This window comes from Sphingomonas hengshuiensis (assembly GCF_000935025.1).
Classification (GTDB): Bacteria; Pseudomonadota; Alphaproteobacteria; order Sphingomonadales; family Sphingomonadaceae; genus Sphingomonas; species Sphingomonas hengshuiensis.
In genome coordinates this window covers 2,355,020-2,371,227 of sequence record NZ_CP010836.1, presented here as the reverse complement: position 1 = coordinate 2,371,227, position 16,208 = coordinate 2,355,020, and the positions used below count along the sequence as shown (strand labels likewise).

9 protein-coding genes are annotated in these 16,208 nt (G+C 68.9%); 5 read left to right on the top strand and 4 right to left on the bottom strand.

The genetic code is table 11. The features are described from left to right. The first annotated feature begins 35 nt into the window (after positions 1-35). Positions 36-464, top strand: a complete 429-nt coding sequence (locus TS85_RS10395) for an Lrp/AsnC family transcriptional regulator (protein ID WP_044332039.1) — start codon at positions 36-38, stop codon at positions 462-464. 21 nt (positions 465-485) lie between these two features. Here the strand turns inward: TS85_RS10395 and TS85_RS10390 are convergent, their stop codons facing one another. From TS85_RS10390 to TS85_RS10380, 3 genes are read right to left on the bottom strand one after another with little or no spacing between them, the layout of a single operon-like run. Beyond that, positions 486-1,739: a cytosine permease gene (locus TS85_RS10390; protein ID WP_044332038.1), complete on the bottom strand. Its 1,254-nt coding sequence runs from the start codon at positions 1,737-1,739 to the stop codon at positions 486-488. Beyond that, positions 1,736-2,839: a DUF917 domain-containing protein gene (locus TS85_RS10385; RefSeq protein ID WP_044332037.1), complete on the bottom strand. Its 1,104-nt coding sequence runs from the start codon at positions 2,837-2,839 to the stop codon at positions 1,736-1,738. The genes TS85_RS10390 and TS85_RS10385 overlap by 4 nt, the downstream gene beginning before the upstream one ends. Next, entirely contained in the window at positions 2,829-4,430 is a 1,602-nt protein-coding gene (locus tag TS85_RS10380) for a hydantoinase/oxoprolinase N-terminal domain-containing protein (RefSeq protein WP_044332035.1), read from the bottom strand. Before TS85_RS10380 ends, TS85_RS10385 begins: the two co-directional genes overlap by 11 nt. A 248-nt stretch (positions 4,431-4,678) precedes the next feature. On the opposite strand from TS85_RS10380, the gene TS85_RS10375 reads away from it, so the two are divergent. The 4 genes from TS85_RS10375 to TS85_RS10360 all read left to right on the top strand — a co-directional run bounded on the left by TS85_RS10375 (position 4,679) and on the right by TS85_RS10360 (position 14,699). After that, the gene (locus TS85_RS10375) at positions 4,679-7,318 is read left to right on the top strand and encodes a helix-turn-helix transcriptional regulator (RefSeq protein ID WP_044332034.1); all 2,640 of its coding nucleotides are present in this window, start codon (positions 4,679-4,681) and stop codon (positions 7,316-7,318) included. 173 nt (positions 7,319-7,491) lie between these two features. Next, positions 7,492-9,633 (top strand): TonB-dependent siderophore receptor, encoded by a 2,142-nt coding sequence (locus TS85_RS10370; RefSeq protein ID WP_044332032.1) that lies wholly within the window; start codon positions 7,492-7,494, stop codon positions 9,631-9,633. Between the two features lie 65 nt (positions 9,634-9,698). Further along, complete coding sequence (locus TS85_RS10365) at positions 9,699-11,438, top strand: amidohydrolase (RefSeq protein ID WP_052508111.1); 1,740 nt, start codon at positions 9,699-9,701, stop codon at positions 11,436-11,438. Between the two features lie 177 nt (positions 11,439-11,615). Next, positions 11,616-14,699, top strand: coding sequence for a sensor histidine kinase (locus TS85_RS10360; protein ID WP_077228554.1), 3,084 nt, complete (start codon positions 11,616-11,618; stop codon positions 14,697-14,699). Here the strand turns inward: TS85_RS10360 and TS85_RS10355 are convergent. Continuing rightward, on the bottom strand, positions 14,677-16,206 hold the full coding sequence (locus tag TS85_RS10355; RefSeq protein WP_155006364.1) for a carboxylesterase/lipase family protein: 1,530 nt from the start codon (positions 16,204-16,206) through the stop codon (positions 14,677-14,679). The genes TS85_RS10360 and TS85_RS10355 overlap by 23 nt on opposite strands. Positions 16,207-16,208: the final 2 nt, after the last annotated feature.

Below are 16,208 nucleotides of genomic sequence, written 5' to 3'. Positions count from 1 at the left end.
CTTGGCAAATTGCCGGGCGCTGCTAGGCGATTTGCATGATCCTTCTCGATTCGCTCGATCGCCAGCTGATTTCGCTGCTCCGTGCGGACGGGCGTGCGCCGGTCTCGCGGCTGGCGACCGCGCTGAAAGTGTCGCGGGCGACGGTGCAGGCGCGGCTCGACCGGCTGATCGAGTCGCGCGCGATATTGGGGTTCACGGTGCGGGCCGAGGCGCCGGGGGCGGGGCAGGGGGTGCGCGCGATCACGCTGATCGAAGTCGCGGGGGCGTCGACCAGTGCGGTGATCCGCGCGCTGCGCGGGCTGCCCGAGATTACCGCGCTGCACACCACCAACGGCGCCTGGGACCTTGTCGCCGAAGTCCATGCGCAGTCGCTCGTCGACCTGGACCGCATCCTGCGCGAGATGCGGACCGCCGAGGGGGTGCTGAACAGCGAGACGAGCATCCTGCTGCGCTCGATGCAATAGGCGGCGGGCCGCCCTACGCGTTCACCTGGCCCTGAGCATTGCGTAGAGCAGCCCCGCGACGATCGTCGCATCGAGCGCGGGGACGGTGGTGATCGTCCAGCCCTTATAGGTGCCGAGCACCGCGACCACGACTGCGATCAGCCAGGTGGCGATCGCGCGCCAGTCAAAGCGGGGCAGGCCGAGCAAGGATTGCGCGGAATCGGCGCGGCGATAGCGGGTCCAGGCGTCGATCACATAGATTGCGGCGATCGGCGGGATGATCAGCCCGAGGAACAGCACGAACGGGATGAACGCCTCAAGGATGCCCATCAGCGCGAAGGCCGCGCCGATCGTGCCCCCTGCGAGCGTGAATATCCAGGGGCGCACGCGCGGAAAGGTGCTGCCGAGCGAGAGGCTCGACGAATAGAGGTTGAGCGCGTTGACGGTCCAGGTTGGCAGCACGAGCAGGAACAGCACCGGGGTGCCGAAGCCATAGGCGGTGACCAGCTTCATCACGCTGGTCTCGTGCGTCGCCAGCGCGGGGATCGCGGCGGCGGTCATCATCAGCGGCGTCGCGATCGGAAAGGACAGCGCCATGCTGGCGACGGCGCCGCGCGCGGTGCGGGTGTAGCGCGACAGATCGGGCATCGTCGCGACCGCGAGCATGTATGCGCCGATCAGCGCCGAGACCGCGATGCCGAGCGTCATCGGCTCGGGCGGGTTGGGATCGGGCGCAGTGACGAAGCCATGGCTGCGCAACGTGACCACCACCACCGCCAGCAGGATCGCCGCGAGCAGCGGCACTGCGACCAGCGCCAGCCGGTCGAGCGCGCGGAAGCCGATCAGCGTCGATGCCGTCATCAGGATGCTGCCAAGCACCACGAACGCCGCGAAATTGCCGGGCAGCCCGTTGGCGTTCGCCGCCTCGACCATCGCCTCGCCGAAGAACGAGGCGTTGACCCCGAACCAGCAGAAATGGATCAGCGCGATCACGGTGTTGATCAGCGCCGCGCCGCCGGTGCCGAACGAGCGGCGGACGAGGAGATAGGTCGACAACCGCGTGCGGACGCTGACGATCGCGGTCATCGATCCCCCGGCGCACAGGATCAGCCCGGCGAGCAGCGCCGCGAGCACTGCGCCCCAAAAGCCCAGTGCCAGCGCGTTGTGCGCGCCGTTGAGGAAATCGGGCAGGCCGATCGAGAAGCTCGCGACGATCAGCCCGACGCGCCATCCGGGCACGGTGACGCCGTTGGGGACCGGGGCATGGGCATAGGTGGCGTCTTCGGTGCCGCTCATCCGCAATTCCAGCCGTTAAGCGCTTCGATCGGACGATAGGGCCCGTCGAAGCCGAACGCGGCGGGGCCGACGAAGCGCAGCGCCCGTTCCGCCCGCAGCACTGCCGGGGCGGCGGCGCCGATCACCTTGACCCGCTGGCCGAATTTCAGCCGCTCGGTAGTGATGCTGTCGGCGGTCTCGCGGTCCATCACGGTGATGAGGTCGGGCACCATCGCGCGGACTTGGCCGTCGACGCGGGCGATCAGATTTTCGTTCTGGAATTCGAGGTCCATCTGTCCGTCGCCTCCAAAGCCCTCGATCACGACGCGGCCGACCGAAAAGCCCCCGCGGGTCTCGCGCTCGACATCGACGACCTTGCCGTCGAACAGCGTGCCGGCAAAGGGATAAAGCCCGCTGGCGCGCAGCGCGGCGTGGAGCGCGGCGAACGGGTCCTCGCCCGCGGCGCGCGCGCGGCGCACCGCGGCGCCGATCGCGATCGCCGCCGACACGCTGCCGCCGATCGCGTGGCGTTTCGCGGCGGCGCCGCTCAGCGGATATTCGACCATATGCGCGTTGCCGCCGAATTCGATCGACAGCGCGCGCGCCTGGCGCTCGTGATCGAGATTGTCGTCGGTCTCGATCACGCGCAGCGCGCCGTTCGCGGAGGTGACGACCGAGGGGCAGGCGGACAGCCCGTCGATGCTGAACACCGTCATCTGCGATTCGGGAAAGGCGCGGCCCATGCCGTCGGCATCGACCACGGGGATGCCCAGCTCGGCAGCGGCGAGCAAAGGCGCGAGGCCGTTGCCGCCGCCGATCTCGATCGGCATCACCGCGTCGATCCGGCGCCCGGCGATCCTCTCCAGCGCGCGCAGGCCGAGGATCGCTTCCTGGCCATTGGGCAGCTTTTCCGCCGAGACGGTCGGCGCGCCGATCCAGCCACAGGGCGCCACCAGCGCATCGTCGGCAAGCGCATCGAGCGCGATCAGGTGGAAGGGCCCGCGCCGCGCAATCTCCGCCTCGCCGAGCAACTGCGCATAATAGGGGTCGCCGCCGCCGCCCGAGCCGAGAAAGGCGGCGCCGGTGGCGAGATCGAGCAAAGCCTGGCGATCAATGCGCATGGGCGACCAGGGCAGGCGTGCCGGCAAGGTCCGCGACGGCGCGGACGCGGACCTGCGCGGCGCGGCCGGGTAGATAGGTCAGATACACTTCGTCCATCTCCACGATTTCGACGCTGTCGGGGATGCCGCCCGCCGCGATTGCCTGGGCCACGGCCTCGGCGCGCAGGCGATCGAGCGCAGTGGCGCGCGGCTCGCGCTCATACGAGACGACCTGCTCGACCTGCGCGCCGACCTGCGCGATTGCGGCGCCGACGGCATTGGCGACGGCGGCGTGGCGCGGACGCACCACCCGCGCGGCACCGCGCAGCGTGTCGGGTACCAGGAAATTGCCGCCGCCCACTGCCAGCAGGAGCACGTCGCCGCGGCTGGTCTTCATCCGGTCGACCGCTTCCTCGAGCATCGCCTGCATCCGCGCCCAGACGGCGTCGCGCACCGCGTCCGACAGCGGCGGGAGCAGGGCGGGGTCGCCGAATTCCGCGCGGCCCGCTGCGACCGCGACGTCGCTGGTGGTCAGCGTGGCGCCACCGAACAGCCATGCCTGTTCGGTGATCCGGAAGCCGACCGAATCCGGGCCGACGCGCAGATCGTCCGCATCGATCGCGTCCGTGCCATAAAGCGCGGGGTCGAGATGGATGCGCGTCCCGCCGCCCAGCCCGAGCGCGAGGATATCGGGCATGCGGAAGTTGATCCGCACCCCGCCGATATCGACCGCGACCGAGGATTCGCGGGGAAAGCCATTGGCGAGGACGCCGATATCGGTGGTGGTGCCGCCGACATCGAGCACGATCGCGTCGCGCACCCCGCTGAGAAACGCCGCGCCGCGCATGCTGTTGGTCGGCCCCGACCCGATCGTCAGCACCGGATAGGCGGCGGCGCGCGCGGCGGAGATCAGCGTCCCGTCATTCTGCGAGAGATAGAGTGGCGCGTCGATCCCGATCTCCGCCAGCGCGCGTTCGAACGACGCGACGACATGCGTCGCCAGGCTGCCCAGCGCGGCGTTGAGGATCGTCGCATTCTCGCGCTCGATAAAGCCGATGCGACCGAGCGTGTGCGACACGGTGATGCGGGCATCGGGATGTTCCTCGGCGACCAGCGCGGCGGCGCGGTCCTCCATCGCGGGGTTCACCGGCGCGAACACGCTGCTGATCGCGATCGAGTCGATCCCGGCATCGCGCAGTTCGCGCGCCGCGGCGCGGATCGCCGCGGGATCGAGCGGGGCGATTTCGCGTCCGTCGAATTCGAACCCGCCGGGGAGGAGATAGGTTCGCGCATCGATCTGGCCGGCGAGCGCTTCGGGCCAGCCGGTCATCGGGGGCAGCGCCTCGCCCGAGGGGCTGGCGAGCCGCAGGATGCCGACCCGGTCCAGCCGGCTGCGTTCGACCAGCGCATTGGTGAAATGGGTGGTGCCGATCATCACCGAGGCAATCGCCCCCGGCGCGACCCGCGCATCGCCCAATACCGCCGTGATCGCCGCGGCGACGCCGGTGCCGACATCGGCGCTCGTCGGCTGTTTGGTCCAGGCGACCACCGTGGCTCCGTTCATCAGCACGGCGTCGGTATTCGTCCCCCCGACATCGACTCCAATCCGCACGCTACCCCAATCCTCCGGCACGCTCTCTACGACGTCGAGCTAAGGGGCTGGAGCGCGGGCGTGCAACGCGGGAAACGGGTGCGGCGTCCGGCGGACGGGTAAACGGGCGTCCGGGGCGGGTAAGATGCTCGCGTTTCGGCGATGCGCTTGTACCGTGCGCCTTCGCGCCGGTATCCGCGCGACTCGGCAGGAGTGGAGATGGTGCGATCGAAGAACTGATCTCGACCAAGGTCGCGCCGCCGCTGTGGATGGGCGACCAGATTCGGCGCGACGCGCTGCTCGAACGGCTGGACGGCGCGCTCGAGCGGCGGCTCACGCTCATCCATGCGCCCGCGGGATATGGCAAGACCAGCCTGCTCGCCCAGTGGCGCCGGCGCTTTGCCGATGCCGACCTGCTCGTCGCGTGGCTGACGCTCGAACGCGACGATGCCGACGCCAAGCGGCTGGGCCAGTATATCGCCTATGCGATCGGCGGCGAGGCGGTGGAGGAGAATGACCCGGTTTCGGGCGCGATGCCCGCGCGCGCCGCGCTGTCGGCGATCATCAACCGGCTGGCGCGCGATCCGCGCAAGGCGGTGCTGATCCTCGACGATCTCCACTGCGCCGAGAGCCCGGAAGCGCTCGATTTCCTCCAGTCGCTGATCCGGCTGGCGCCGAGCAACTGCCACTTCATCATCGCCTCGCGCGATTATCCGCGGCTGGGGCAGACGATGCTCGCCGCCGAGGGCCAGTTGCTCGCGCTCTCCGCCGAAGACCTCAAATTCTCCAGCCCCGAGGCTGAGGAGATGCTGGCCCGCACCGATGGCGTGCCGCTGGGCGCGGACGATGTCCGCAGCCTGATCGAGCGGACCGAAGGCTGGCCGATCGCGCTCCAGCTTGCGCTCGTATCGCTGCGGCGCGGAGTCGATCGGCGCAATTTCGTCGGCGGGGCGGCGGGATCGGGATCGGACCTTGCGGGCTATCTGTCCGAACAGGTGCTGATGTCGCTGCCCGAGGATGTGCAGGAAGTGGTGTTGCGCACCGCGCTGCTCGACCGCGTGACCGGCGAGGCGCTGAACCTGATCTGCGACCGGCGCGACGGCGGGTTGCTGCTCGAACGGCTGGAGCAGCAGGGCGTGCTGCTGACGCCGCTCTCGCCCGAGCGCGACGCCTATCGCTATCACCAGCTTCTCGCCGAATATCTGCGCGACAGGCTCGCGCGGCGCGACATCGGCCAGTATCGCGCGCTGCATCAGCGGCTTGCCTTGTGGTTCGATTCGCGCGGCGATACCGCGGAGGCGATCCGCCACGCGATCGAGGCCGAGGACGGCGCGCTGCTCGCCGGAGTGCTCGAGGATGCGGGCGGGTGGCGGCTGATCCCGCAGGGGCAATTGGGGCTGGTCGAGCGCGGGCTGGCGAAGCTGAGCGCGGCGGAGATCGAGGCGAGCCCGGCGCTGGTGCTGGCGAAACTGTATCTCGACATCAAATGCGGGCGGATGGACGCCGCCCGGCACGGCTATGACGGGCTCGTCGCGCGGGCGGAGGGGGAGGATACCTCGCCCGATCTGTGGACCGAGATCCGCGTCGTCGGCGACATTTTGGCCGAATATGAAAACGCGCCGATGACGCTCGAGGATCTGCTCGCGCGCGAGGCGCTGCTGCGCTCGCTGCCCGCCGACGATCATCTGGTGGTCGCCAATGTCAGCGAATCGCTGGGCGCCAAATATTATGAGGGCGGCTGGCTGGAGCGCGCGATGGAGCCGACGCTGACGGCGCGGGCGCATTACCAGGCGATGGGTTCGCTCTACAGCGAGCTGTTCACGCGCTTTCACGAGGCGCGCATCCGCGAGGGGCAGGGGCGGCTGAAGGACGCGGTGGCCGTGCTGTCGGTGACGCGTGCCGAGATCGAGGCGCATTTCGGCGCGCGATCGGACCTGGCGGCGAATTGCGCGGCGTTCGAGGCGCAATTGCTCTACGAACAGGATCGCGCGGCGGAGGCGAACGCGCTGCTCGACTGGGCGCTGCCGCATATGGAGCAGTCGGACGGGTGGGTCGATGTCTATGCCGTCGCCTATTTCACTGCGGCGCACAGCGCAGCGGATGAGGGCGCGATCGAAGCGGCGCGGGGGGTGCTCGCGCGGGCGCGGGGCGTGGCGCAGCGGCGCCGGCTGCGGCAGCTCGAACTGCTGTCGGACCTGTGCGAACTCGAACTGCTGCTGCGCGACGAGGGACTGCTCGGCGAGGCGCGGGCGTTTGCGGGCGCGATCGGGCTGGATGCGATGGCCGATGCGATGGCCGAGGAGTCGCCGCCCTATCGCCCGGTGGCGATCGCCGCCGCGCTGTGCCGCATCCGGATTTCGCTGCTGTCGGGCGCGCACCACAGCGCGCTGGACGAGCTGATCGCGATGTCGCACTGGGCGCGGCAGCATGGCGCGGGGCGGCTGTTGATCGACCTCAACATCCTCAAGGCGCATGGCTATCGCGCGATCGGCGAGGCGGGGAAGGCACAGGCGAGTTTCGACGAGGCGGTGGGGACGGCGATGTTCCAGGGGATTGCCCGCCCGTTCCTGAACGCGCGCGGCTTTGTCCAGGCGTCGCTCGACGAGGCGCTGGCGGCGTCGCCCGACCGGTTCCGCGCGCAGTTCCTCAAGAGCCTTGCGCGCGGAGTCGGCACGGTCCGCGCGCCCGCACCCGCGCCGGACGCGCTCAACGATGCCGAGGCCGCGATCCTGCGCCATTTGACCCAGGGCTATTCGAACAAGGAAATCGCCCGGCTGATCGGGATGTCGCCGGACACCGTCAAATATCGGCTGAAGGCGGTGTTCCGCAAAATCGGCGTGAGCAAGCGGCGCGACGCGGTGCGCGTGTCGCACGAGCGCGGGCTGATCGACGCGGCGGCGGGGCTCTGAAAGGGCTACCCTGGGGGCGTTGCGCAGGGCTTACCCATTTTGCGCCCGGAATTACCCTGAAAATCGCGTGACGGTTTCGCGACGCTGGCTGTTCAATGCCGCTGGAGGAACTGCCGGTCATGGTCACGGGAGGCGACCAGATCGGACCAATTCAGCAATAAGGGTGGGTGGCCATGACAAACGCAATTTCGGGCTCGATTTCGGGCAGGACTTCAGGAAAAATCGGGACGCGCGCGCGCTGGGCGCTGCTTTCGGCGTGCGCGGCGATCGGCTGGTCGGGTGCGGCGATGGCGCAGGACAGCGCGGCAAATTCGGACGAGACGATCGTCGTCACCGGCGCGCGGGCGCTGTCGGGCACCAAGACCGACACGCCGCTGACCGAGATTCCGCAGTCGATCAGCGTGATCACCGCGGAGGAGTTCAAGGACCGCGCCGCCATCAATTTCCAGGACGTGGTGCGCTACAGCGCCGGCGTCGCCTCGGAGCTGAACGGCGTCGATGCGCGCGGCGATTTCCTTGCGGCGCGCGGTTTCGACGTGAACCAGTATCTCGACGGGCTCAACCGTATGCCGAGCTTCGTCTATGGCGCGCGGCTTGAAATCTATACGGTCGAGCGGGCCGAGATGCTGCGCGGGCCGTCGTCCACGCTGTATGGCGGCGGCGGTGCGGGCGGCATCCTGAACGCTGTCAGCAAGCGCCCGCAGGAGACGTTCGCCGCCGAAGCCGGGGTGACGCTGGGCACCGATGCGCGCAAGGAATTCCGTTTCGACGTGACCGGCGCGCTGACCGAGGGCGTGTCGGCGCGGCTCGTCGGGCTGGCGCGCGACGGGCATCTCCAGCAGCCGTCGCAGGACGACGACCGCATGCTGATCATGCCCGCCGTCACCTTCAAGCCCGGTGCGGACACCGAGATCACGCTGATCGGGCTGTACCAGAAGGACCGGCTCGGCACGCAAACCTATCTGCCGACGTCGAAGACCGTCGACGCGCCCAATGCCGATGTCGAAATCCCCTTCGACTTCTATCTCGGCGAGCCGGACTATAACCATAGCCGCAGCGACTTTTACTCGGGGACTGCGCTGCTCACCCAGCAGTTCGGCGACGCGGTGACGTTCAACAGCCGCAACCGCTATTACCACCAGAAGATCGACTATCAGGAGGTCTATGGCTATTATTATTATGAGGACGAAGGCGTCGCCTATGCCGATGGCCGCGGGCGGCGCAAGCCGACGCGCTATTGGTATTTCAACCGCGCAAAATATGACAATTTCAACAGCGACAATAATCTGAACGTCGCGTTCGCGACCGGGCCGTTCGAGCACCAGGTCCTGCTCGGCGCCGACTATACCAGCTTCAAGGAAGACAAGAGCGAGGGCTTCGGCGTCGCGCCGTCGATCGACATCTATAACCCGGTCTATGGTCAGGCCTTCGCCACCGCGCCCTGGGGGCCGAACAAGGTGACGAAGAACACCCAGCTCGGTTTCTACGCGCAGGACCAGATCCGCGGATGGGACCGGGTCTCGCTCGTGTTCGGGCTCCGGCACGACAAGGTGACGTCGAAGGTCGACGGCGTCGACCAGCCCGACAACACCGCCTGGACCTTCCGCGGCGGGCTGATCGTCGACGTGACCAAGGGCGTTTCGCCCTATGTCAACTATTCCGAATCGTTCCTGCCGGTGTTCGGCACCAGCTTTGCCGGGGTGGCGTTCGTCCCGCGCAAGGGGCGGCAATATGAGGCGGGGATCAAGCTCGCGCCGAGCGCGAATGCGTTGATCACGGTGGCCGGGTTTGACGTGAAGGAGGAGAATTACCTGATCTCCGACCCGACCAACATCCAGAACTTCCTGCAGAACAGCACGGTGGGGTCGAAGGGCGTCGAAGTCGAGGCGACGTGGCGGCTGCCGCGCAGTTTCGAGCTGACCGCTTCGTACAGCTATACCCGCGTCAAGTTCCTGGAGAATCCGGTGGCGACGGTCGTCGGCGACCGCGTGTCCAACATGCCCGAGCATCAGGCGGCGATCTGGGGCGCGAAGCAGTTCGAGCTGGGCAATGGCCTGAACGGCAAGGCGGGGCTGGGCGTCCGTTATCAGGGCGACAAGATCGACACGTCGCAAACCTATTTCATCGATCCGGTGACGCTGGTCGATGCGATGGTCTCGCTCGATTACAAGGGTTGGAACCTGTCGATCAACGCCAGCAACCTGTTCAACACGCGCGTCTATACCAACTGCAACTACGATACCGGGGCGAGCGAGGGGTATTGCTATCTGGGCAAGGATCGCACGCTGCTCGGCTCGGCGCGGTTCCGCTTCTGACCTATCCTCGGGGCCGGTGGCGTTTGCGCCGGCCCCCCGTATCTCGCTTGCACAGGATGCCGCTCATGTTCTCCCGCCTCGCCTTCCGCCCCCGGCCGCTTCGCGGCGCGACCGCCGCGCTGCTGCTCGCGGTCAGCGCGAACAGCGCGCCGCCGCAGGAGGCCCCGGCGGCCGACCTGATCCTGACCAATGGGCGCATCTACACGGTCGAGGCGGGGGCACCCTGGGCCGAGGCGGTGGCGATCCGCGACGGCCGCATCCTCGCGGTGGGCACCCGCGCCGAGATCGCCGCGCGCAAGGGGGCGAAGACCAGGGTCGTCGATCTTCACGGGCGGCTGTTGCTGCCCGCGTTCGGCGATGCGCATGCCCATCCGATCTTTGGCGGGATGAGCCATGCCCGCTGTTCGCTCAGCGCGGGCAAGACGCTCGACGATTATCGCCGGATCATCGCCGAGTGCGTCGCGCGGACGCCGGGCACGGGCACCGTCTTCGGCTCGGGCTTCAACCAGAGCCTGTTCCCGCCCAAGGGCATCCCGCGCAAGGAGATCCTCGACGAAATTTCCAGCGACCGCGCGCTGATCTTCGAATCCGACGGGCATACTTTGTGGGTCAATTCGAAGGCGCTCGAACTCGCGAAGATCACAAAGGACACGCCCGATCCCAAGAACGGGACGATCGACCGCGATCCCGCCACCGGCGAGCCGGTCGGCGGGCTCGAGGAATCGGCGATGGCACTGGTCGACGCACTGGTGCCGCCGCCCAGCGACGCCGATCTCCAGGGCGCGATCACCTATAGCGTGCGGCTGTTCAACAGCTATGGGATCACGTCGTGGCACGATGCCGCGGTCGAATGGGACAAGGGCGGGACGAGCCGCGCGATCCAGGCCTATAAGGCCGTGCAGGACCGCGGCGCGCTGACCATGCACACCGTGATGGACCTGCGCTGGAACAACGCGCGCGGGATCGAGCAGATGGCCGATATCCTGAAGCTGTCCGATGACGCACGCGCGCGCGGGCTGACCGCGAAGGGCGTGAAGTTCTTCATCGACGGCGTGATCCCGCAGCAGACTGCGGCGATGCTGGCACCCTATGAAGGGACGACGGAGAAGGGCGCGGCGCAGATATCGCTCGACATGCTGGCGGAGGCAGTGACCGCGCTCGACGCGCGGGGGTTCCAGCCGCATTTCCATGCGATTGGCGATGCCGCGGTGCGCGAGGCGCTCGACGCCGTCGCACGCACGCGCAGCCACGATGGGCGAACCGACACCCGACCGATGATTTCGCACATGAACGTCATCGACCCCGCCGACCAGCCGCGTTTCGGCCAGCTTGGCGTGACGGCGGTGTTCCAGCCGTTATGGGCGTGCGACGAGGCCTATATGCGGCTGACGATGGAGCGGATCGGGCCGGTGCGCTCGACCACTATCTATCCCGCGGGGAGCATCCTGCGGTCGGGCGGGCGGCTTGCCTATGGCGCCGACTGGTCGGTCGCCTCGGCCAATCCGTTCGAGGGCATCGAAGTCGCGCTCACGCGCATCGCGCCGGGCGAGAATTTGGCGCCGCTGGGGCCGGACGAGGCCGTGACGCTGGAACAGGCATTGCGCGCCTACACGCTCGACGTCGCCTATGTGAACCATCTCGACACGGAGACCGGCTCGATCGCGCCGGGCAAGAGCGCCGACCTGATCGTGGTCGACCAGGATTTGTTCAAGATCCCGGCGCGGCAGATCCATGCGACCAAGGTGCTCGTCACGCTGTTCCGGGGCACGCCGGTCTATGGCGGGCTCGACCGGCTCGCGCGGTGATCGCGGGGACAGGGGTAGCCGGCGACAGGGCTGCGCGCGGGGCGGGGCGAGCGGGTTGCCGCAGCGGGCGCGTGCCGCCACACTGTGCCGCGTATCGCGCGATTCGGCGGCCCCGACACGTCTGAGCGGACCGGCTCGGGAAGGAGCAATGGGCGAGGCGCGATCGGGGGGATTTGCATGCGCGCCAGTGTCCGCACGTCGAGCGCACCGTGCCGCAGACGCACCTGCGCGGCGATGCTTGCCTGGCTGATCCCGCTGGCGATCCCGCCTGCCGCGGCCCAATATGCGCGGCTTGGGCTGAGCCAGTTCACGCACACCCGCTGGACGACGGACGACGGCGTTCCGGCGACAGGCGTCGGATCGCTCGCCCAGACGCCCGATGGCTGGTTGTGGATCAGTTCCGCCGAAGGATTGTTTCGCTTCGACGGCGTCGCCTTCGAACGGATCGATCCGCCGGTCGGCTCCCCGATGGAGCGCGCATCGCCGCGTTCGCTGTTCGTCACGCGATCGGGGGAGCTATGGGTCAGCTATGCCCAGGGCGGCGGCATTGCGGCGTATCGGGGCGGTGGTCTGCGCCCGGTGGGGCCGCCCGGACGAGCCATGTCGCTCAGCGTGGTCGCGCAAACGCGCGACGGCGCGATCTGGGCGATCGGGGAGGGATATCGGGACACGCGATTCCACCGCTGGTTCGGCGGAAAATGGGAATCGCTCGACGCGCGGCTGCGCGCGCCCGAGGGCTTTGCCGGCGAAGTGTGCGAGACTGCGGACGGTAGCGTATGGACGTCGCTTCGGGCCGACGACCGGAGTTCGTTTTTCAGCTTGCCACCCGGCGCCGCACAACTCCGACCCAGCCCGATTCGCACCTATGGCATGGTCACGTGCCGGATCGATCCAAAGGGGCGCATGTGGATCGCCGACAAGGGCGGGACGCGCATGGTCGTGGGGGCGGACGGGCGGCTGATCGAGCGGCCGATCGTCTTTCCCGCAGTGCCTAATCTCGACGCGGCATATCTGGCGTTCGATGCGGCAGGGGGACTTTGGGGCGGCACCAACTCGACCGGGATCTTCTACATCCCGGACGCCGACAAGCCCCGGCGCACCGTTGCCGACCGGCTGGAGCAGTTTGTCGCGGCGGACGGGCTCACCTCGGACGGGGTGTACACGCCCTTCGTCGACCGCGAAGGCAATATCTGGTTTGCCAGCGACGCGGGACTGAACCGCTTCCGCCCCGCGCGCGCGCTTCGGGAGCGCAGTATTCCGGGTGACGCTGGTCAGGGATACGCCATTGCGGGAGCGGGCGATCAGGTCTTCGTCGTGACGACCGCCGGGGTGTTCCAGCTGGGCCGGGGCGCGCCGCGCCGGCTTCTCGACCACGGCGTAGGCGGCATTTGTCCGGCGCGGGAGGGCGGGTTCTGGGCCGTGCGGGACTTTGAGATCCTGCATGTCCGCGCCGGCAAGCAGCGCTCGCTTCCGCTCCCCGCGGGCGGAGGGCTGACCGGCTCGTGCGTCGAGGATCGCTCGGGGCGCCTCTGGGCGAGCCTGTACCAGGGTGGCGCGATGTGGCGCGATGCCGGCGGCTGGCACCGGCTGCGCCAGCCGCTGCCCGATGTCCGCTGGCCCGACCTCGTCCTCACCACGGCGGGGGATGCCGCCTATGTGACGTCGGACGCCCTCGTCACGCTGCGCCCCGAGGGTGCGTCGACGATCGCGCTCGCGCCGTTCGACCTTGGCGACATCATGAAGCTCTCCAACGGGCTCCGCGATATCTTCATCAGCGGCAATAACGGGCTTTTGCGCGTGCGCGGAAATCGCGTCGACCGGATCGATGCGCGGCGCTTCCCCTGGGTCGCGCGGCTCCGCGGGCTGGTCCAGACGCCGAGCGGCGACACCTGGCTGCGCAGGGCATTATGGGTATCCAGGGTCTCCACCGCCGACCTCGATCGCGCGTTCGAAGACCCGAGCGCGCATTTGCCCCGGACCTATTATGATCTGCGCGACGGCGTGATCCCCGCGCTGGACCAGACCTTTACCGGCCCGCAGGTGACGGTGGGCGCGGAGGGGCGGATCTGGCTCCCCGACCGTCAGGGCCTTGGCTATATCGATCCGGGGAAAGGCGCCCGCGACGCTGCGCCGCCGCCGCTGGTGATCCGATCGCTGGCCAGCGGGGGCACGGTCTATCGCGATCCCGGCACCGTGACGCTTTCGGCGGGGACCCGCGCGCTCGAGATCGGCTATGCGGCGCTGAGCTATGCCGCGCCGCATCGCGTCGAATTCCGCTATCGGCTGGAGGGCGTGGACGAGGATTGGGTGTCCGCGGGCACGCGGCGGCTGGCGTCCTATACCAATCTTGGCCCAGGCAAATACCGGTTCGAGGTGATGGCGACCAACGGCGACGGGGTCTGGAACAGCAAGGGCGCGACGCTGGCGTTCGAGATCCCGCCGACCTTTGTCCAGGGCTGGCCGTTCAAGCTGCTGTGCGGGCTGGTCGTGCTGGGGCTCCTCTGGCTCGCTTATTCGATGCGGTTGCGCACCGTCGCCAACCGTATCCGCGCGCGGCTGGCCGCGCGGGTCGAGGAGCGCGAGCGCATTGCGCGCGATCTGCACGACACGCTGCTCCAGTCGGTGCAGGCGCTGACATTGCGCTTCCAGTTGGTGGTGGACGAACTGCCGATCGCCGAGCGCGCCCGCCCTGCGCTGGAAGCGGCGATCGATCGCGCGGACCAGACCATTGCCGAGGGGCGCGACCGCGTCCTGGCGCTGCGCTCGCTCCAGGAGGCGCCCGACATTGCGGCCATCCTCGCCGATCTGGTGCAGCGGCAAGGGTTTGACGCGTCGGTCTGCATCTCCATCACCGCGGAGGGGACCCCGCGCCCGATCGCGCCGCCGGTTCTCGACGAGGTCCGGTATCTCGCGGGGGAGGCGATCTTCAACATCTGGCGCCACGCCTGCGCCACCCAGGTGGCGATCGAGATCGGATATCGCGACGACTTCTCGCTTCGGTTGCGCGACAATGGGGTGGGGATCGACCCCGAGATCGCGCGGAGCGGCGCGGCGGGGCATTTCGGGCTGGCGGGGATGCGCGAACGGGCGCGCAAGCTGCGCGGGACGCTTGGCGTGCGCCGGTTGCCCGAGGGCGGCACCGAAATCCTGCTTAGCGTGCCCGGGCGGGTTGCGTACACGCCGGCGCGGCGGCGCGGGCTGTTCCGCTTCTGGCGGCGACAGGGACCGCGACCGCCGGCTATTTCCGCGTCGTCTCGATGAAATCCAGGCGGGTTTTCAGCGGGTCGGGGGCGACGGTCCGGCCCTGGGCCGTAATGAGGTTCAGCGCGGACGATCCCGGCGTCAGGCGATCCCACCCGAGCTGCGCCAGTGCCGTGGGCCCGGCGCGGGCGAACGCGACCCAGCTGCGGTGCAGCTGCGCGGCGACTGCCAGATCTTCGGGCGCGGTCGCCCGGTCATAGCGTACCCGCACCGTGTCGAAGACATAGGGTATCTCGCTCGCATGCGGCGCGCCCTCCCATTGGTGGCGCATCGCGGTGGCGACATAGTCGAACCGATACAGCCAGACCGGCTGGCGCGGCGCGAGGATGCGCGCGACGGCGCGGGTCGGCTCGTTCATGTAGCGATCGGCGAAGAGGTCGGTCGCCACCGCCGGGGACGGGCGGTCGCCCCGTGGATCGTACAGGCGCCGCGCAGTCGCCGCCTGCGCGCCGAAGGCCGCGAACAGGCGGTCCTTGTCGGGCCCGAACGGCAGGCCGTCCATCGAATTGGTGCCGAGGAGCAGCGGCACGGCGGCGCCGCGGCCCGCGCGATAGGCGTCGATCGGTGCCTCGACCACGGTGCGGCCGTCGATCATCGGCCCGGCATAGTCCGCGACGTCCATCGCCGCCATGTTGAGCCCCTTGATCACGCGATCGGCGGGCAGGGCGCGCAACTGCGCCGCGCGCACGGTGCGCCCGAGCGGCGCGCTGAACGCCCGCCCCGCGTCGAGTGCCTGGGCGAAGGTCGGAATGTGCGTCGGATCGGTCAGCCCGCGCCCTGCGCCCGACTGCACGATCGCCTTGGCGAACAGCCCGCGCGCGAGCGGCGAGGTCATCAGGACATGGACCGATATGCCGCCGGCGCTTTCGCCGAACAGCGTGACATTGGCCGGGTCGCCGCCGAACGCGGCGATATTGGCCTTCACCCATTGCAGCGCCGCGATCTGGTCTCGAAAGGCGAAATTGCCCCCGCCGCCTTCCGCCTTGAGCGCCGGATGCGCGAAGAAGCCGAAGCGGCCGAGGCGATAATTGAGGCTGACCAGGATCACGCCGTCGCGCGCAAAGGCTGTGCCCGAATAGACCGGCGCCGAGCTGCCGCCATTGACGAAGCCGCCGCCGTGGAGCCAGACCATCACCGGCAGCTTCTTGCGCGGCGCAGCGCCCGCCGGGCGCCACACATTGAGGTAGAGACAGTCCTCCGAAGGCTGCGTGCCGAGCGGCGCCGCATCGCCGGGGAAGAGCTGTTGCGCGCAATCGGCGGCGAAACGGCGCGCGTCGCGCGTGCCGGTCCAGCGCGCGACGCGCTGTGGGTTGCGCCACCGATTGCGACCCGTGGGAGGCGCGGCATAGGGGATGCCGAGAAACGCCTCCACCTGCTCCGCGCGCGAGCCGGCCAGGCTGCCGCCTGCGACCGCGACGACCGGATCGCCCCGCTCCTGCGCCGCGGCGATCGGGGCCATCACGGCGGCCAGTCCGGCCGCCGCGAGTGTCATCCTGCGTCGTGTCATGG

Bases quoted from the DNA above. Each gene is read 5' to 3' on its own strand.
- TS85_RS10355 (WP_155006364.1), bottom strand. From the start codon at position 16,206: ATGACACGACGCAGGATGACACTCGCGGCGGCCGGACTGGCCGCCGTG.
- TS85_RS10395 (WP_044332039.1), top strand. From the start codon at position 36: ATGATCCTTCTCGATTCGCTCGATCGCCAGCTGATTTCGCTGCTCCGT.
- TS85_RS10390 (WP_044332038.1), bottom strand. From the start codon at position 1,739: ATGAGCGGCACCGAAGACGCCACCTATGCCCATGCCCCGGTCCCCAAC.
- TS85_RS10375 (WP_044332034.1), top strand. From the start codon at position 4,679: ATGGGCGACCAGATTCGGCGCGACGCGCTGCTCGAACGGCTGGACGGC.
- TS85_RS10370 (WP_044332032.1), top strand. From the start codon at position 7,492: ATGACAAACGCAATTTCGGGCTCGATTTCGGGCAGGACTTCAGGAAAA.
- TS85_RS10385 (WP_044332037.1), bottom strand. From the start codon at position 2,839: ATGCGCATTGATCGCCAGGCTTTGCTCGATCTCGCCACCGGCGCCGCC.
- TS85_RS10360 (WP_077228554.1), top strand. From the start codon at position 11,616: ATGCGCGCCAGTGTCCGCACGTCGAGCGCACCGTGCCGCAGACGCACC.
- TS85_RS10365 (WP_052508111.1), top strand. From the start codon at position 9,699: ATGTTCTCCCGCCTCGCCTTCCGCCCCCGGCCGCTTCGCGGCGCGACC.